The sequence below is a fragment of the Streptomyces sp. NPDC088923 genome (assembly GCF_044749745.1).
In the GTDB taxonomy this organism is placed as follows: domain Bacteria; phylum Actinomycetota; class Actinomycetes; order Streptomycetales; family Streptomycetaceae; genus Streptomyces.
In genome coordinates this window covers 1,631,007-1,648,737 of record NZ_JBIVIO010000001.1, presented here as the reverse complement: position 1 = coordinate 1,648,737, position 17,731 = coordinate 1,631,007, and the positions used below count along the sequence as shown (strand labels likewise).

Here is a 17,731-nt window from a genome sequence, read left to right as displayed (position 1 = left end):
GACCTCCTGATGCCAGCCGCCCGCCGGAGGCAGGGGAGAACCCCGGTCCACCGAAGGAGGGATGAGCGGCCTCCCCGGGGCTCATGACGGCGAAGACGCCGCCCGCCCGGAGGTGGGATGCTCAGAAGGTGGCGCCAGAGACGCCAAGGGCCAAGACTACGGGTCCCCCACACAGAGGGTCAAACCGGCCCCGAAGAGCCCCACACCCTACGCCGGTCGCCGGTTCCGCTGTGGACATTCGTCCCGCAGTTCCGCTGTGGGCAATCGTTCCGCTGTGCGTGGGGGTCCCCCCCGGCCGAAGGCTGGGGGCGGGTGCGCACGGCGGACCCAGCAGCGCACCCGTACGCGAGAAGGCCGCCCCCACCCCCACGGGGACGGAGGCGGCCTCTCACGGCCGTCGGCTCAGGACTCCGCGCCCTCCGGCGACTCCGTCGCCTTCCGGGCCGTCGCCTTCTTCGCGGGCGCCTTCTTGGCGGCCGTCTTCTTGGCCGGCGCCTTCTTCGCGGCGGCGGTCGTCTTCTTGGCGGCGGTCGTCTTCTTCGCCGCCGTCTTGCGCACCGCCTTCTTCGCGGGCACCTCCTCGGCGGGGGCCTCGGCGGGGGCCTGGGCCTCCTCCGGAGCCGCCTCCGCGGCCTTGTCGGCCACCGCCTTCTTCGTGGCGGCCTTCTTGGCGGGCGCCTTCTTGGCCGCGGTGGTCTTCGCCGCGGTCTTCTTGGCGGGCGCCTTCTTCGCCGCGGTCTTCCGCGCCGTCGTCTTCTTCACGGGAGCCACCTCGGCCGGGGTCTCCTCGCCGGAGGCCGGGGCCTGCGTCGCCGGGACCACGAGCACCGCGTCCTCGTCCGAGGCCGAGGTCGCCGGGGCGGCCACCTCGCGGACGACGCGGCGCCTGGCACGCGCCGGGGGCGCCGCCTCGGGGACGACCTCCGCGGGCTCGGGCTCGGCGGCCAGTTCGGCGACGGGCTCGGGTGCGGAGACCTCCGCGACGGGCACGACGACCTCGACCGGCTCGGCGGCCTTCGGCGAACCCGCCGGGGCGCTCGCCTTGCGCGTCGCCCGGCGCCGCCCGCGGCCCCGGGGGGCCTCCTCGGTGGCGACGGTGTCCGCGACGGCCGAGGCGGGCAGCGTCGCCGCCGTCACGACCTCGACGGCCTCGGGCTCGACGACCGGTTCCACGACCGTGTCGGCGAGCGGCTCGACCGCCGCGTCCGCGACCGCGTCGGCGGCCGGTTCCCGCACCTCGACGATGGCCTCGGGCTGCTCGCCCTTCAGCTCCTCGGGGTCGTAGGCGCCGACCGTGTCCGTGTCGGTGACCCGCGACTCGCGCGGTGCCCCGGCGGGCGAGGAGGCCCGCCGCGAGGCACGGCGCCGGCTGCGCTCACGCCGCCCGCCGTACCCGGCGGCGGCCGCCTCGGCCTCGGCGGCGCTGCTGTACAGGTCCTCGTCGGGCGTGAAGACGGGCTCGGGCAGTGCGGCGGGCCCGGTGACGACCTCGGTGGCGGGCTCCTCCTGGGCCTTCGCCTCCTCCGCCTGCTCGGCGCTCACGTACTCGTACGTCAGCTCGTGCTCGGCGTGGTCGACGTGCTCGGCCTGCTCGCCACCCTTGCCCTTCTTCTTCCGCTTGCCGCCGCCCCCGCCGCCGCCCGTGGTCGTGGGCTGGTCGAGGTGGACGATGACGCCGCGCCCGTTGCAGTGGACGCAGGTCTCGGAGAAGGACTCCAGGAGCCCCTGTCCGACGCGCTTGCGCGTCATCTGCACGAGGCCGAGCGAGGTGACCTCGGCGACCTGGTGCTTGGTGCGGTCGCGGCCCAGGCACTCCAGGAGGCGCCGCAGGACGAGGTCGCGGTTGGACTCCAGGACCATGTCGATGAAGTCGATGACGACGATCCCGCCGAGGTCGCGCAGCCGCAGCTGGCGCACGATCTCCTCGGCCGCCTCCAGGTTGTTCCTGGTGACGGTCTCCTCCAGGTTGCCGCCCTGGCCTGTGAACTTCCCGGTGTTGACGTCGACGACGATCATCGCCTCGGTCTTGTCGATCACGAGGGAGCCGCCGGAGGGCAGCCACACCTTGCGGTCGAGCGCCTTGGCGAGCTGCTCGTCGATGCGGTACGTGGCGAAGGCGTCGACCTCGGAGGTCCACCGCGACAGGCGCCCGACGAGGTCGGGGGCGACGTGCGAGACGTAGCCGTGGATGGTCTCCCAGGCGCGGTCGCCGCTGACGACGACCTTCGTGAAGTCCTCGTTGAAGATGTCGCGGACGACCCGGACGGTCATGTCGGGCTCGCCGTAGAGGAGCGTCGGCGCGTTGCCCGTCTTCGCCTTCTTCTGGATGTCCTCCCACTGCGACTGGAGCCGCTCGACGTCGCGCCGCAGCTCGTCCTCGCTCGCGCCCTCGGCGGCCGTGCGCACGATGACGCCGGCGTTCTCGGGGACGATCTTCTTGAGGATGGTCTTCAGGCGCGCGCGCTCGGTGTCGGGGAGCTTGCGGCTGATGCCGGTCATCGAGCCCTCGGGCACGTAGACCAGGTAGCGCCCCGGGAGCGAGACCTGGCTCGTGAGGCGGGCGCCCTTGTGGCCGATCGGGTCCTTCGTGACCTGCACGAGGACCGACTGACCGGACTTGAGCGCGGTCTCGATGCGGCGCGGGCCGTGGTAGCCGAGCGCCTCGAAGTTGACCTCACCGGCGTACAGGACCGCGTTGCGGCCCTTGCCGATGTCGATGAACGCGGCCTCCATGGAGGGCAGCACGTTCTGCACCTTGCCGAGGTAGACGTTGCCGACGTACGAGGTCGACTCGGCCTTGTTGACGTAGTGCTCGACGAGGACGTCGTCCTCCAGTACGCCGATCTGGGTGCGCTCGCCCTGCTCGCGGACGACCATGACCCGCTCGACGGCCTCGCGGCGCGCGAGGAACTCGGCCTCGGTGATGATCGGCACCCGGCGGCGGCCCTGCTCGCGGCCCTCGCGGCGGCGCTGCTTCTTCGCCTCCAGTCGCGTGGAGCCCTTGATGGACTGCACCTCGTCGCTGTGGTCGGTCTCCTTGCGCCGTTCCTTCGGCTCGCGGATCTTGACCACGGTGCGCTCGGGGTCGTCGGCCGCGGGCGTGGCCTCGGCCTCGCCGGAGGCGTCCGAGGCGCGACGGCGACGGCGACGGCGGCGACGGCTGGAGGAGGAGCCGGAGCCCTCGTCCTCGTCCCGCGCGGCGGAGCCCTCGGGCTCCTCGTCGCGCTCCTCGTCGGCCGTGTCCTCGGCGGGGGCCGGGCGGCGCTCGGCGGCGGGCGCGGGGGCGGTGGCCTCCTCGGCGGCGGGCTCCTCGCCCTCCTCCTCGTCCTCGCGGTCCTCGCGCTGGTCCTGCTCGGCGCTCTCGCCGCGCCTGCGGCGCCGGCCGCCCCGGCGACGGCGGCGCGAGGGACGCTCGCCCTCGTCGCCGTACTGACGCTCGGTGTCCTCGGCGGACTCGGCGGACTCGGCCGGCTCGGCGGACTCGGCGGACTCCGCGGGCTCGGTCACGTCCTCGGCGGGCGCGGGGGCCTTCTCGGCCTTGGGCGCGGGGGCCTCGGCGGTACGGGGCTGCTCGCGCTCCTCGCGGCGGCGCCGCTTGCGCCGCCCGGGCTCGCCCTCTTCGGCGCGGGCGGGAGCGGTGGGGGCGGCGGGCGCGCCGTCCTCGTCGTCACCGGTGGCGGCGGCCTCGGCGGCGGCGCGCTCGGGGGTCTGGAACTGGAAGGTCGGCTCGGTGAAGACCGGGGCCCGGAAGACGGGCACCGCGGGCTTGCGGCCGCCGCGGGTCTCCTCGCCGCGCTCCTCGCCCTTCGCGCCGCTCTTCGCGGACTGGCGGGGCTGGATCTGCGGCTCGGTGAAGGTGGCGCGGCTGCGGGCGGGCTTGCGCCGCGCGCGGCGGCGCACGTCGCCGTCGTCCTCGTCGGCCTCGGAGGCGACCTGAGCGGGCTTCTCGGCCTTCTCGGCCTGCGCGGCCTTCTCGGCGCGGGCGGGCTTCTCGGCCTGCGCGGCCTTCTCGGCGCGGGCGGGCTTCTCGGCCTGCGCGGTGGCCTGCGGCTCCTCGTCGGCCGGGGCGGCCTGCGGGGCTCCGGCGGGTGCGGAGGCGCGGCGGGTGGCACGGCGGCGGCGCGGCGCGGCGGGCTCGGCGGCCTCGTCGGCCGGGTGCGCGACGGCTGCCGCGACCTCGGCGGGCTCGGGGGCGCCGGGGGTCTCCTCGGCCTGCGCGGCGCTCTGCGGGGCTCCGGCGGGCGCGGAGGCGCGGCGCGTGGCACGGCGGCGGCGCGGCGCGGCGGGCTCGGCCTCGGCTTCGCTCGTACGGGTGGTGGTCTCCGTCTCGGGCGCCTTCGCCGGTGCGGCCTGGGCGGCCTGCTCGGCGGCGGGGTTCTCCGCGGTGGCGCTCTGCCCGGCGGGCGGGCCCGCGGGGCGTGAGGCGGCGCGGCGCCTGCGGCGCGGCGGCAGCGTGTCGCCGGGCGAGGAGGGGGTGTCGTCGTGGGTCCCGGAAGTGCCGGGTTCCTTCGGCTCAAGCATTGCGGGGGTGTCTCCCGTCGTGCTCCCGGGCGCCGCGCCGTTTACCGGTGACGCGGGCGGCTCGCGCTGGACGCGCGGTGGCCGCCGGACCGGAGGGCGCGGGCGCCGCTCAGGAGCTTGTTCGTGTCTGTCTCGCCGGTTCCGGCCGCGGGTGCGGCGGCCTGGCGAAAGTCTTGTGGTCGGGTGCCCCGCCCGGTCCCGGTGGATTCCGGGTACGAAGGCGGTGCGGTGCGACGGCCGGTCAGGAGGCTTCCCGCCGTTCCCGGGGCGGGGCCGCAGGTGTGGAGGCTCCTCCCAGCCGGGAGGCTGGGGCAGTGCCGTACCAGGTGCTGCGGGCCCGCCGGGGTGGGCGGGGAACTCCCTACGCGGTGCCTTCCTCGGCGGGCGTCGTCGCGGTGGCGGAGCCGGCGCTCACGGTGGCTGCCGTGGCTGGCGGTGCCGCCTCGCGGTCGGGCGCGAGCGGGTCGGTGACCGTGCCGGACTCCTCATCGAGCGGCCCCTGCGCCAGCCTGGTCACCGCTGCGGGGACCGGCGGCGCCAGTTCGGCCACGGCTCGGAGGCCGGACAGGACGTCGTCAGGACGTACGGCGGGTGTCAGGTGCCGTACTACCAGGCGCAGTATCGCACAAGGACGCTCGGTCGGCTCGTCGGCCCGCTGTTCGGCGAGGCCGAGACGGACGACGGCGGCGCGGGCGTCGAAGGTGCGTACGCCGTTCTTCGTGAGGCGTTCCACCTCGACCGTACTCTCCGCCATGAACTTCTCGGCGGCGAGCGCGGCGGTCTCGGGGGCGACCTGGTCGAGTCGCAGGTCCCACACGCTGGCCTGGAGGCGCTCGGTGAGGTGCGGGGTGCGGGCCTCGACCGCGTCGACGATGTCGAGCCCGGTGGGCAGCGATTCGTCGAGCAGTCGGCGCAGGCGTTCCGGGTCGCGGGACGCGGCGAGGCCGATCTCCAGGTACTCGGCCTCGCTGCCGGTGCCGGTGGGTGCGGCGTTGGCGTACGACACGCGCGGGTGCGGTGTGAAGCCCGCGGAGTAGGCCATGGGTACCTCGGCGCGGCGCAGCGCGCGCTCGAAGGCGCGCTGGAAGTCGCGGTGGCTGGTGAACCGGAGGCGCCCGCGCTTGGTGTACCGCAGCCGGATGCGCTGCGTGACCGGCGCCGGAGGGGGGCCTTCGGGCTGTCGCTTGCCCAGGGGAGTCAGTCCTTAGAGAGTGCGGTCGTCCTTCTCTCTAGAGTACGTGCAGCGGAGAGCGGGGGTTCCCGCAGCACTATCCAGCCCCTTTGGCGATGGAGGAGCGGGGCCCGGGGCGGAGCCCCGAAACCGGGCCCGGGGCGGAGCCCCGCGAGGCCCGCCCCGGACACGGGCTGAACTACTGCCCCGCCACCGACAGGGGAAGAAGCTTTCGCCCCGTCGGCCCGATCTGGATCTCCGTCTGCATCGAAGGACACACCCCGCAGTCGAAGCACGGCGTCCACCGGCAGTCCTCGACCTCGGTCTCGTCGAGCGCGTCCTGCCAGTCCTCCCACAGCCAGTCCTTGTCGAGCCCGGAGTCGAGGTGGTCCCAGGGCAGGACCTCCTCGTAGGAGCGCTCACGGGTCGTGTACCAGTCCACGTCCACGCCGAAGGCGGGCAGCGTCTTCTCGGCGCAGGCCATCCAGCGGTCGTACGAGAAGTACTCGCGCCAGCCGTCGAAGCGCCCGCCGTCCTCGTACACCGCGCGGATGACCGCGCCCACGCGGCGGTCGCCGCGCGAGAGGAGGCCCTCGACGATGCCGGGCTTGCCGTCGTGGTAGCGGAAGCCGATGGAGCGCCCGTATTTCTTGTCGCCGCGGATCTTGTCGCGGAGCTTCGCGAGGCGCGCGTCGGTGTCCTCGGGCGAGAGCTGCGGGGCCCACTGGAAGGGGGTGTGGGGCTTGGGCACGAAGCCGCCGATGGAGACGGTCGCGCGGATGTCGTTGCGGCCGGAGGCGGCGCGGCCCTCGGCGATGACGCGGGTCGCCATGTCGGCGATCTGGAGGACGTCCTCGTCGGTCTCGGTGGGGAGCCCGCACATGAAGTAGAGCTTCACCTGCCGCCAGCCGTTGCCGTAGGCGGTGGAGACGGTGCGGATGAGGTCCTCTTCGCTGACCATCTTGTTGATGACCTTGCGCATCCGCTCGCTGCCGCCCTCGGGGGCGAAGGTGAGTCCGGAGCGGCGCCCGTTGCGGGTCAGCTCGTTGGCGAGGTCGACGTTGAAGGCGTCGACGCGGGTCGAGGGGAGGGAGAGGCCGATCTTCTCCTCCTCGTAGCGGTCCGCGAGCCCCTTGGCGACGTCGCCGATCTCGGAGTGGTCGGCGGAGGAGAGCGAGAGCAGGCCGACCTCCTCGAAGCCGGTGGCGCGCAGGCCCTTCTCGACCATGTCGCCGATGCCGGTGATGGAGCGCTCGCGCACGGGGCGGGTGATCATCCCGGCCTGGCAGAAGCGGCAGCCGCGCGTGCAGCCGCGGAAGATCTCGACGGACATGCGCTCGTGGACGGTCTCGGCGAGCGGGACGAGCGGCTGCTTGGGGTAGGGCCACTCGTCGAGGTCCATGACGGTGTGCTTGGAGACGCGCCACGGGACGCCGGAGCGGTTGGGGACGGTACGGGCGATGCGGCCGTCGGGGAGGTACTCGACGTCGTAGAAGCGCGGTACGTACACGCCGCCCGTCTTCGCGAGCCGCAGCAGCACCTCGTCGCGACCGCCGGGCATGCCCTCGGCCTTCCAGGCCCGTACGACCTCGGTGATCTCCAGGACGGCCTGCTCGCCGTCGCCGATCACGGCGCAGTCGATGAAGTCGGCGACGGGCTCGGGGTTGAAGGCGGCGTGGCCGCCCGCGACGACGAGCGGGTGGGCCACGGTGCGGTCGGCGGCCTCCAGCGGGATGCCCGCGAGGTCGAGCGCGGCGAGCATGTTCGTGTAGCCCAGCTCGGTGGAGAAGCTGAGGCCGAAGAGGTCGAAGGCGCCGACGGGGCGGTGGCTGTCGACGGTGAACTGCGGGACGTGGTGCTCCCGCATGAGCTTCTCCAGGTCGGGCCACACGCTGTACGTGCGCTCGGCGAGGACGCCCTCGCGCTCGTTGAGGACCTCGTAGAGGATCATGACGCCCTGGTTGGGCAGCCCGACCTCGTACGCGTCGGGGTACATGAGCGCCCAGCGCACATCGCACTCCTCCCACGGCTTCACCGTGGAGTTCAGCTCACCGCCGACGTACTGGATGGGCTTCTGCACGTGCGGAAGCAGGGCTTCGAGCTGGGGGAAGACCGAGGGTGCGGACTCGACGGGCATCTGCTGACCTTGTGACGTCGGGAGCTGGGCACGATCCGGTGAGGGATCACGAACTCTCAGCGTAACCGCCCCCGCCAAACCGCTTCGCCCACACGACAACTCACCCCCACGGGTGACCCCCGCCGGGAACCCCCTCCCCGCCCCGCCCGTTGGGCCCACCGGGGGCCCGCACGACCCTTAGGGGAAAACCCTGAGGCCGCCCCCGCCACCCCCCCTCCCCCCGGCCCCGTCCCCTAGGGGCACCCCCGAGCCCCCGGACGCCCCGAGGCCGCCGCCCCGTCTCATCCCTCACCCGCTCATCCCCCACCCACCCGCTCATCCCCCGCCCGCCCGCTCTTTCCCCGCCCCCAGCCGTGCCGCCTCCTCCTCGTAGACCCGCGCCCGCGCCTCCTCCCTCCCGTACAGCAGCCCCCACGTGAACCCCGCCTCGCCCGCCGCCTGCGCCTGGGTAGCGAGGCGGAGAAGTTCGGCGCGGGCCTCGACGCCGTCGTGGTGGTGGCCGAGGAGCGAGGTGAGGGCCTTGGCCTCGCGGGTGCGGCGCTTGGCCGGCTTGCCGAGGACGGGTCGTGCGGACTCCGCCGCGTACCGCAGCCGCTTCGTCTTCTTGCGCGCCTCGTGCAGCGCCACGTCGCGCGCGGGGCCGTGCGGGAGTGCGAGGGCTCGGGCGAGGAGCCGCCGTGACCTGCGGCCTTCCTTCTTGATGGCCTTGCGGAAGTGCTTCGGCGCGGGCCGCACCGCCGCCGACGTCAGGGGCGGTGCGGAAAGCAGGGTCGCCCAGTCGTCGAGCAGCGCGCGGCAGCGGGGGTCGTCGAGCGCGGCGAGCACCGTGGCGCGGCTGGTGTCGCCCGCGCGGACCGCCCACGTGGTGAGCCGGGCCTCGGCCGGCCCGAACAGGAGCGGTCCTTCGACGTCGGCGAGCAGTCCGCGCAGGCGTTCCTCCAGGACCTCGCGGTCGCGGTCGGCGCCGAGTGCGCCCGCGAGCCACTTGAGTTCGGCGCGCAGCGCGTCCACGCGGCCCCGGTCGAGGAGCGCGCGGTGGCTGCGCAAGGCGCTGCGGGTACGGCGCAGGGCGACGCGCGCCTTGTGCACGGAGTCCGGCCTGTCGCGGCGCACCCCGGCCTCGCGGTCCAGGAAGGCGAGGTACTGGGCGCGGAGGTAGCGCAGGAGGTGTCCCCCGGCCGTGTCCCGCTCGGCGGCGGGCGCGAGCGGGGGTGGCGGGGTGCCGGTCTCCGTGAGGGCGCGGGCGAGCTTGGAGGGGCCCGCCGCCCGTCGGATGCCCGCCTCGCGCCACCGTTCCCCGACCGCGTCGAGCAGTGCGGCCGTACCGGTCTTGGTGAGTTCCGCCTCCGCCTCGCGCCAGGACACCGTCACGTCCCCGCTCTCCGCGTCGCCCCCGCCGTCGAGCCGCTCCGCCCGTACCGCGTCGTCCGCGATCTCCGCGAGCGCGCGCCCCTCGGCGTCGCGCAGCAGTCGCGTCGTACGCCGTGTGCGCAGCCGTACGACGGGGACGAGCGCCGCGCCCCTGGTCCGCGCGGCCAGTACCCGTACGAACTCCTCCGGCACCGCGTCCCCACCGGGTTCCTCATCCGCCGCGCCCCCGCCGGGCTCCCCCAGCGGCAGCCGAAGCTCCTCGCGCGTGTCCCCGCCCACCGGCAGCTTCAGGTGCCAGCCGGCGTCCGCGCCGCCCGTGCGGCGGCGGAGGGTCGCGCGCGTGCTCGCGAGGCGCAGGTCGGGGGTGTCGTAGTAGACGGCGTCGAGTTCGTGGACCTCTCCCCCGGTCTCCTCGCCCACGCCGGGCAGCGAGCCGAGGGCGGGGAGGGGCGTGTCCGGGTGGAGGTCGTCGAGGTCGTACTTGCGTTCCGTCTCGTGCGTCTCGGTCGCCATAAGGGGAACGTAACCGGAAAACGCGGGCCCGAACGGGCCCGCGTCACCGAAGAGCCGCCACCGTACGGATCAGGCCATCGCCGATCCGCACCGCCGCTGCGGGCGGACGACCGTCTCAGGCCGAGAGCGGCTTCTGCAATTTGATCGACTGGAGCAGGCCCACCGCGATCCACACGGCGAACATCGAGGTGCCCCCGTAGCTGACGAACGGCAGGGGCAGCCCCGCGACCGGCATGATGCCGAGCGTCATGCCGATGTTCTCGAACGCCTGGAAGGCGAACCAGGCGATGATGCCGCCCGCGACGATCGTCCCGTACAGCTCGGTGGTGTCGCGCGCGATGCGGCAGGCGCGCCACAGGAGGATGCCGAGCAGCACGATGATCAGCCCGGCCCCGGCGAAGCCGAGTTCCTCGCCCGCGACGGTGAAGACGAAGTCGGTCTGCTGCTCGGGCACGAACTGCCCCGTCGTCTGCGTCCCGTGGAAGAGCCCGGTCCCCCTGAGCCCGCCGGAGCCGATCGCGATGCGCGCCTGGTTGGTGTTGTAGCCGACGCCCGCCGGATCGAGGTTCGGGTTGGCGAACGCGGCGAAGCGGTTGATCTGGTACTCGTCGAGGATGCCGAGCTGCCAGATCGCGACGGCCCCTGCGGTGCCCGCGCCGATGAGGCCGAGCACCCAGCGGTTCGAGGCACCGGAGGAGAGCAGTACGCCGAGCACGATCATCACCATGACCATGACCGAGCCGAGGTCGGGCATGAGCAGCACGATGATGATCGGGAGCACGGCGAGACCGAGCGACTGGAGCACCGTCTTGTGATCGGGGTGGTCCCGGTCGCCCGCGTCCACGCGCGCGGCGAGCAGCATCGCCATGCCCAGGATGATCGTGATCTTGACGAACTCGGCGGGCTGGAGCGAGAAGCCCGCGATCATGAGCCAGGCGTGCGCCCCGTTGACGGTCACGCCGAGCGGCGTGAGCACGAGGAGCACGAGGAAGACCGAGAGCCCGTAGAGGATCGGCACCGCGGTGCGCAGGGTGCGGTGCCCGAGCCAGACCGTGCCGATCATCAGGCCGAGCCCGATGCCGATGTTGACGACGTGCTTGACGAGGAACGCGTACGGGTCGTCGCCGACGAGTTCGGTGCGACCGCGCGTCGCCGAGTAGACGAGGGCGCAACTGAGGGCCGAGAGGGCGAGCGCGGACAGCAGCATCGGCCAGTCGAGTCGCCGGGCGATCGAGCCCTTGGCGAGCAGCCGGGCCCAGGAGGAGCGCTCGGGGCCGTAGCCGCCGACGCTGAACGAGGATCCCCCGGCCATCAGTCGCGCCTTCCTGCGGTCGTCGTGACGGGGGTGCCGGCGTTCGCGACGCCGCCACCGTCCTGCGGCACGCCCCCGCCGTCCTGCGGGAGGAGCGGCGACGTGGAGGGCGGGGCCTCCAGCTTGTAGGGCGCGAACTTCTTCTTGAGGGTGGGCGAGTCGATCGACCCGTCCTTCTCGATCTTCGGCAGCGCCTTCTCCGGCTCGGGGAGCAGCGCCTTCTTCTTGTTGATCTGCCCGGAGCTGTCGACGCCGTAGAGCGCGTCGTAGATCTTGCGGACGGCGGGCCCGGAGGCGCCGGAGCCGGTACCGCCCTGGGAGATCGTCATGACGATCGCGTAGTCCTTGGTGTACGTCGCGAACCACGAGGTCGTCTGCTTGCCGTAGACCTCCGCGGTGCCGGTCTTGGCGTGCATGGGGATGTCCTTCTGCGGCCAGCCCTGGAAGCGCCAGGCGGCGGTGCCCTGCGTGGCGACGCCGGCGAGGGCTCCGTCGATCTCCTTGTGGAGCTTGGCGTCGATCGGGAGTTTGGCGTTGACCTTCGGCTTGATCTCCTCGACGTGCTTGCCGTCCGCGCTCACGACGGCCTTGCCGATGCTCGGCTCGTGGAGCGTGCCGCCGTTGGAGATCGCGGCGTAGATGCTCGCCATCTGTATCGGCGTGACGAGGGTGTCGCCCTGCCCGATGGAGTAGTTGACGCTGTCACCCGCGCGCATCTGGTTGCCTTCGAGGCAGTTCTCGTACGCGATGCGCTCGGCGTAGTCGCCGTCCTTCTTGCCGGACTTGCACCAGGCGGCCTTGTTGGCCTTCCAGTAGTCCTGCTTCCACTTGCGGTCGGGGACCCGGCCGCTGACCTCGTTGGGGAGGTCGATGCCGGTCTCCTTGCCGAGGCCGAACTGGTGGGCGGTCTTGTAGAACCAGTCCTTGGCGTTCTTCTTCGGCTTGTTGCCGCCGTCCTTCTTCCACTCGTTGTGCGCGATGCCGTAGAAGACGGTGTCGCAGGAGACCTCCAGGGCGCGGCCGAGGCTGATGGGCCCGTAGTTCTCCGACTCGAAGTTCTGGAAGACCTGGTTGCCGATGGAGTACGAGCTGGAGCAGTCGTAGTGCCCGTTGAAGGGGTAGCCGGCGCGTACCGAGGCGGTCGTGGAGATGACCTTGAAGATCGAGCCCGGCGCCGCCTGTCCCTGGATGGCGCGGTTGAGCAGCGGGTAGTTCGACTTCTTGCTGGTGAGCTTGGTGTAGTCCTTGGCGCTGATGCCGCCGACCCAGGCGTTGGGGTCGTAGTCGGGCAGCGAGGCCATCGCGACGACGCGGCCCGTCTTGGCCTCCAGGACGGCGACGGCCCCCGAGTCGGCCTTGTAGTTGCGGTGGGTGTTCTTGTCGTACTCCTTGCGCGCGGCCTTCATCGCCTCGTTCAGCTCGTACTCGGCGACGGCCTGCACCCTCGCGTCCATGCTCGTGACGACGTTCGCGCCGGGCTCCGCGCGGTCGGACTCGGCCTTGCCGATGACTCGGCCGAGGTTGTCCACCTCGTAGCGGGTCACGCCCGCCTTGCCGCGCAGTTCCTTGTCGTACTGCCGCTCCAGGCCGTTGCGGCCGACCATGTCGGAGCGCAGGTAGGGCGAGTCGGTCTTCTCGGCGGACTTGATCTCCTCGTCCGTGACGGGCGAGAGGTAGCCGAGCACCTGCGAGGTCTGCGCGCCGCCGGGGGCGGTGTAGCGGCGGACGGCGGTGGGCTCGGCGGAGATGCCGGGGAAGTCCTCGGAGCGTTCCCTGATCTGGAGGGCCTGCTTGGGGCTCGCCTCGTCGGTGATCGGGATGGGCTGGTACGGGGAACCGTTCCAGCACGGCTGCGGGGTCTTCGCGTCGCACAGCCGCACCTTGTCCATGACGTCCTTCGGCTCCATGCCGAGGACGCCCGCGAGCTTGGTGAGGATGGTCTTCCCGTCGTCCTTCGTCTTCATCAATTCGGTACGGGAGGCCGAGACGACGAGTCGGGTCTGGTTGTCGGCGAGCGGGACGCCGCGCGCGTCGAGGATCGCGCCGCGCACGGCGGGGTCGACGACCTGCTGGACGTGGTTCCCCGTCGCCTCCGCCTTGTACTCGTCGCCGTTGCGGATCTGGAGGTACCACAGCCGCCCGCCGAGGGTGAGCAGCAGGGACATCACCAGGATCTGGAGGATGACGAGCCGGATGCGCACCCTCGGGGTACGCCCGGTCTCTGGAATGTTCGACATGCGACGCCTCCCCCTCAGGGGCGGAATGTACGGAGGACGGGCGGGAGGGCGGCGGCGGGGGTCGCTGCGGTGGTGCGGGGCGGCCGGGGTGTACGTGGCCTGCCCGCCGCTCCGCGTGGGGTGCTCACAGCCGCTTCACCCCCTTGATGCGCCCGCTGTTGCGGGTCGCGCGCGCCATCCGGGCCTTGCCCATACGGCCGCGCAGTCCGCCGCGACCGCCGCCGATGCTGAGTCCCGTGCCCGAGGCGAGCCAGCCCGCCGCGACATCGGCGCCGCGCGCCGTGCCGCCGCCGCTCGCGCTCTCGCCGAGCGGGTCGTTCTCGGAGCGGCGGGCGAGCCACATGACGAAGGGCACGATGAAGGGGGCGAGGACGAGGTCGTAGATCGTCGCGGTCGTCAGGAGCCCCGCGAGGCCCACGTGGCGGGCCGCGGTGTCCCCGACGAGGGCGCCGACGCCCGCGTACAGCAGGGTCGAGCCGATGGCCGCGCCGACGACCACGACGAGCGGCCCGAAGACGGACCGCATCCGGCCGTGCTCGGGGCGGAAGAGCCCGGCGACGTAGCCGACGAGGCACAGCACGAGCGCGTACCTGCCCGCGGCGTGGTCGGCGGGTGGTGCGAGGTCGGCGAGCAGGCCGGCGCCGAAGCCGACGAAGGCGCCCGCGAGGTGCCCGTAGACGAGGGCGAGCCCGAGCACGGTGAGGAGCAGCAGGTCGGGCACGGCGCCCGGGAGCTGGAGCCGGGCCAGCACGCTGACCTGGATCATGAGGGCGACGACCACCAGGGCGGTGGAGAGCAGAATCCGGTTGAGGCGCATGTGACCGCTACTCCTGGTCGCCGTCGCCGGCCCCGGCGGCGCCCGTGGGCGCGCCGGAGGGGGCGCCCGAGGGCTTGGTGCCGGGGGGCGTGGCCGTGACGGTGACGGTGGGGGTGGGCTGGGGCTTGGGCTTCGCCGGCAGGACCGCGTCGCGCGGGTCCTTGCGCGGGGCCTGGACGACGATGCCGACGAGGTCGAGCTTCGTGAAGCCGACGAAGGGCTCGACGTAGACGGTGCGGGTGAGGTCGCCGCCCGAGGGGTCGACGCGGACGACGCGGCCGACGGGGACGCCGGGCACGAAGGGCTTGTCGGCCTGCGAGCCGAAGGTGACGAGCTGGTCGCCCTTCTTGACCTTGGCCTTGCCGTTGAGCATCTGCACAGCCAGCGGCCGGTCGCCGCGCCCGGAGGCGAAGCCGAGTTCGTCGGTCTTCTCCAGGCGCGTACCGACCGTGAAGTCCGGGTCGTTGGCGAGGAGTACGGTCGCGCTCGACGGGCCCACCGTGGTGACCCGCCCGACGAGGCCCTCGCCGTTGAGCACGGTCATGTCGCGCTTGATGCCGTCGCGCGTGCCCGCGTCGATGGTCACCGTCCAGGAGAAGCCCTGGGCCGCTCCTATGCCGATGACCTCGGCGGCCTTGATGCCGTACTGCCCGGCCCCTGCCCGCTGGAGCATGGTGTCGAGCTGCCGGACTCTGCTGCGGTTGCGGGAGTCGCTGCCGAGGCGCTGCTTCAGCTCGGCGTTCTCGCGTTCCAGGGCGCTGATGCGGTTGTGGCGCGTGCCCGAGTCGCGGACCGCGCCGATCGCGTTGCCGACCGGGTCGACGGCGCCGGAGACGCCTTTCTCGACCGGTCCGAAGACGGCGGAGGCGGCCTGCCGGGCGCCGTCCACCGGAGAGTCCTCGCCACCGCGGATGTCGATCGTGATCAGTGCGAACGCGATGACGATCAGCAGCACCAGGAGCAGCCGGCTCTCTCGTGTGTCCCTCACGTGCGGCGGCCGTGCCTTCCTCGTCGGAATTCCGTGTCTCGACGGCTCCCGCACGGGGGTCCGCCGTACGGCGGGCCGCACCCGCGGACCCACCGATCGTGCCGTTCGTGCCGGCCGGGGCGCTCGTCCCCGGCAGTCGTGCTCGGCCGGGAACCAGCGGCCCCCGGCAGTCGTGCTCGGCCGGGAACCAGCGGCCCCCGGCAGTCGTGCTCGGCCGGGAACCAGCGGCCCCGGCGGTCGTGCTCGGCCGGGAACCAGCGGCCCCGGCGGTCGTGCTCGGCCGGGGTGCGCGGTCCCCGGCGGGGTTTGCGTGCCGGAAGCGGTACGGGCCGTTCCGGCGAAGCCCCGCCTTGAGCCGCCAGGGCCTTGGGCGGGGTGGGCCCGCGGGACGCGTGTCCCGCGGGCTAGCGGCGCGGCTGCGCGTCCAGCACCTGCTGGAGCGCCTCGAACTCCTCGACGCACTTGCCGGAGCCGAGCGCCACGGAGTCGAGCGGGTCCTCGGCGATGTGGATGGGCATCCCGGTCTCGCGGCGCAGCCGCTCGTCGAGGCCGCGCAGCAGGGCGCCGCCGCCGGTGAGGACGATGCCCCGGTCCATGACGTCACCGGAGAGCTCGGGCGGGCACTTGTCGAGCGTCGTCTTGACCGCGTCCACGATCGCGTTGACCGGTTCCTCGATCGCCTTGCGCACCTCACCGGCCGAGATCACGACGGTCTTCGGGAGCCCGGAGACGAGGTCGCGGCCGCGGATCTCGGTGTGCTCGTCGTTCTCCAGGTCGTACGCCGAACCGATGGTGATCTTGATCTGCTCGGCGGTGCGCTCGCCGAGCAGGAGGCTGTACTCCTTCTTGATGTGCTGGATGATCGCGTTGTCCAGCTCGTCGCCCGCGACGCGGATGGACTGCGCGGTGACGATGCCGCCGAGCGAGATGACGGCGACCTCGGTGGTGCCGCCGCCGATGTCGACGACCATGTTGCCGGTCGCCTCGTGCACCGGGAGCCCGGCGCCGATCGCCGCGGCCATCGGTTCCTCGATGATGTGCACCTGCCGCGCCCCGGCCTGGGTCGCCGCCTCGATCACCGCGCGGCGCTCGACCCCGGTGATACCGGAGGGCACGCAGACGACGATGCGGGGGCGGGCGAGGTAGCGGCGCTTGTGGATCTTGACGATGAAGTAGCGGAGCATCCGCTCGGTGATCTCGAAATCGGCGATCACCCCGTCCTTGAGCGGGCGGACGGCGACGATGTTCCCCGGGGTGCGGCCGATCATCTTCTTCGCTTCCGCACCGACGGCGAGGATTCCGCCCGTATTGGTGTTGATCGCGACGACGGACGGCTCGTTGAGAACGATCCCTCGGCCCCTCACGTACACCAGCGTGTTGGCGGTCCCGAGGTCGACAGCCATATCACGGCCGATGAACGACATTGAGTTCCCCATGAGGATCGTCTGGCCTTCCCAAGTGGAGCGTTGACGGCTTTTCAGGAACGGCGCGGTGGGTGCTTTTGCTCGCGGAGGATGCTGTGCTGAGGAGCGGCTCCCATCGTAGTCGCGCCCGGCAGGGCTCGGCGCGAGGGTACGCGCTCAGAACGGGATTCTGCGCCGATGGGCGCACGCCTCGCCTCTGGAGACGTGCCATATGGGGCACGGGTTCCCCCGAACGTGGGCGCATATGCCAGAAGGCGACCGGAATTTCCGATCGCCTTCACCGCACGGCTGCGGGAATGCCCCGAAACGGGCACCTCATGTTTTTGGACTTTCGATACCCGGAAGCGGAAGCCGGGTCAGAAGCGGCCGGGGAAGAAGATCTTCAGCTCGCGTTCGGCGGAGTCCTCGGAGTCCGAGGCGTGGATGAGGTTCTCGCGCACGATGGTGCCGAAGTCCCCGCGGATCGAGCCGGGCGCGGCGGCGATCGGGTCGGTCGGCCCGGCGAGCGTACGGACGCCCTCGATGACCCGCTCGCCCTCGACGACGAGCGCGACGATCGGGCCGGAGAGCATGAAGGCGACGAGCGGCTCGTAGAAGGGCTTGCCCACGTGCTCCGCGTAGTGCGTCTCCAGCGTCCCGCGGTCCAGCTCGCGCAGTTCGAGCGCGGTGATGCTCCAGCCCGCCTTGCGCTCGATCCGGCCGATGACCTCCCCCACCAGCCCGCGACGAACGGCGTCGGGCTTGAGCAGAACGAGCGTGCGCTGGGACATACGGGGTTTCTCCTTGGTACGGGGGCCTTGTGGTCAGGGAAGCGTATACGGGGGCGGGGCCGTGTCCGTACGCAGGTTCGTACCCTCTGCCACGTCACGCCGTCCGGGCACCGCTCCTCAGACTCCGGAGGGGCTGGGATTCTCCGCCGCCCACCGCGCCTTGAACTCGTCGATCCTCCGCCCGTACTTCACGGAGGCCCACCACAGCCCCCCGAACGCCGCCCCCAGGATGAACATCACCGGCACGACGAACCCGGACACGAAGAGCGCGATCTGCAAGGCCCACCCGAGCGCGACCCCGGCGGGGCGCGTCACGAAGCCGCACAGCAGCACCGAGAGGAACATCGCGCCCCCGCACACCCCCCACACCGTGCCCTGCCCGAGGTCGTCCATCTTCATCGCGACGAGACCGGCGAAGCCGATGATGAAGAACTCGCCGATGAGCGTCGAAGCACAGAGCGTCCGCACGA

11 protein-coding genes are annotated in these 17,731 nt (G+C 72.5%); all 11 read right to left on the bottom strand.

Annotation, left to right across the window (positions count from 1 at the left end; all coding sequences use genetic code 11):
* Positions 1-402 precede the first annotated feature (402 nt).
* The 11 genes from ACIP4O_RS07490 to ACIP4O_RS07440 all read right to left on the bottom strand — a co-directional run bounded on the left by ACIP4O_RS07490 (position 403) and on the right by ACIP4O_RS07440 (position 17,729).
* A complete protein-coding gene (locus tag ACIP4O_RS07490; protein ID WP_401572663.1) occupies positions 403-4,521 on the bottom strand; it encodes a ribonuclease E/G in 4,119 nt (1,372 codons plus the stop codon).
* Positions 4,522-4,882: 361 nt separating this feature from the next.
* Positions 4,883-5,713: a TIGR03936 family radical SAM-associated protein gene (locus ACIP4O_RS07485; protein ID WP_361323075.1), complete on the bottom strand. Its 831-nt coding sequence runs from the start codon at positions 5,711-5,713 to the stop codon at positions 4,883-4,885.
* Positions 5,714-5,891: 178 nt separating this feature from the next.
* Positions 5,892-7,829, bottom strand: a complete 1,938-nt coding sequence (locus ACIP4O_RS07480) for a TIGR03960 family B12-binding radical SAM protein (RefSeq protein ID WP_361322662.1) — start codon at positions 7,827-7,829, stop codon at positions 5,892-5,894.
* Between the two features lie 315 nt (positions 7,830-8,144).
* Entirely contained in the window at positions 8,145-9,713 is a 1,569-nt protein-coding gene (locus tag ACIP4O_RS07475) for a CHAD domain-containing protein (protein WP_401572661.1), read from the bottom strand.
* A gap of 115 nt (positions 9,714-9,828) precedes the next feature.
* A complete protein-coding gene (gene rodA, locus ACIP4O_RS07470) occupies positions 9,829-11,025 on the bottom strand; it encodes a rod shape-determining protein RodA (RefSeq protein ID WP_361322671.1) in 1,197 nt (398 codons plus the stop codon).
* The gene (gene mrdA / locus ACIP4O_RS07465; protein ID WP_401572659.1) at positions 11,025-13,262 is read right to left on the bottom strand and encodes a penicillin-binding protein 2; all 2,238 of its coding nucleotides are present in this window, start codon (positions 13,260-13,262) and stop codon (positions 11,025-11,027) included. The genes rodA and mrdA overlap by 1 nt, the downstream gene beginning before the upstream one ends.
* Before the next feature lie 124 nt (positions 13,263-13,386).
* Positions 13,387-14,079, bottom strand: a complete 693-nt coding sequence (mreD, locus tag ACIP4O_RS07460) for a rod shape-determining protein MreD (protein ID WP_401572657.1) — start codon at positions 14,077-14,079, stop codon at positions 13,387-13,389.
* A 7-nt stretch (positions 14,080-14,086) separates the two neighbouring features.
* Positions 14,087-15,067, bottom strand: a complete 981-nt coding sequence (gene mreC, locus ACIP4O_RS07455; RefSeq protein ID WP_361322680.1) for a rod shape-determining protein MreC — start codon at positions 15,065-15,067, stop codon at positions 14,087-14,089.
* 404 nt (positions 15,068-15,471) lie between these two features.
* A complete protein-coding gene (locus tag ACIP4O_RS07450; protein WP_029397024.1) occupies positions 15,472-16,491 on the bottom strand; it encodes a rod shape-determining protein in 1,020 nt (339 codons plus the stop codon).
* 356 nt (positions 16,492-16,847) lie between these two features.
* A complete protein-coding gene (gene ndk, locus ACIP4O_RS07445) occupies positions 16,848-17,261 on the bottom strand; it encodes a nucleoside-diphosphate kinase (protein ID WP_401572654.1) in 414 nt (137 codons plus the stop codon).
* Between the two features lie 117 nt (positions 17,262-17,378).
* Positions 17,379-17,729, bottom strand: a complete 351-nt coding sequence (locus ACIP4O_RS07440) for a DUF4233 domain-containing protein (RefSeq protein ID WP_361322686.1) — start codon at positions 17,727-17,729, stop codon at positions 17,379-17,381.
* Positions 17,730-17,731: the final 2 nt, after the last annotated feature.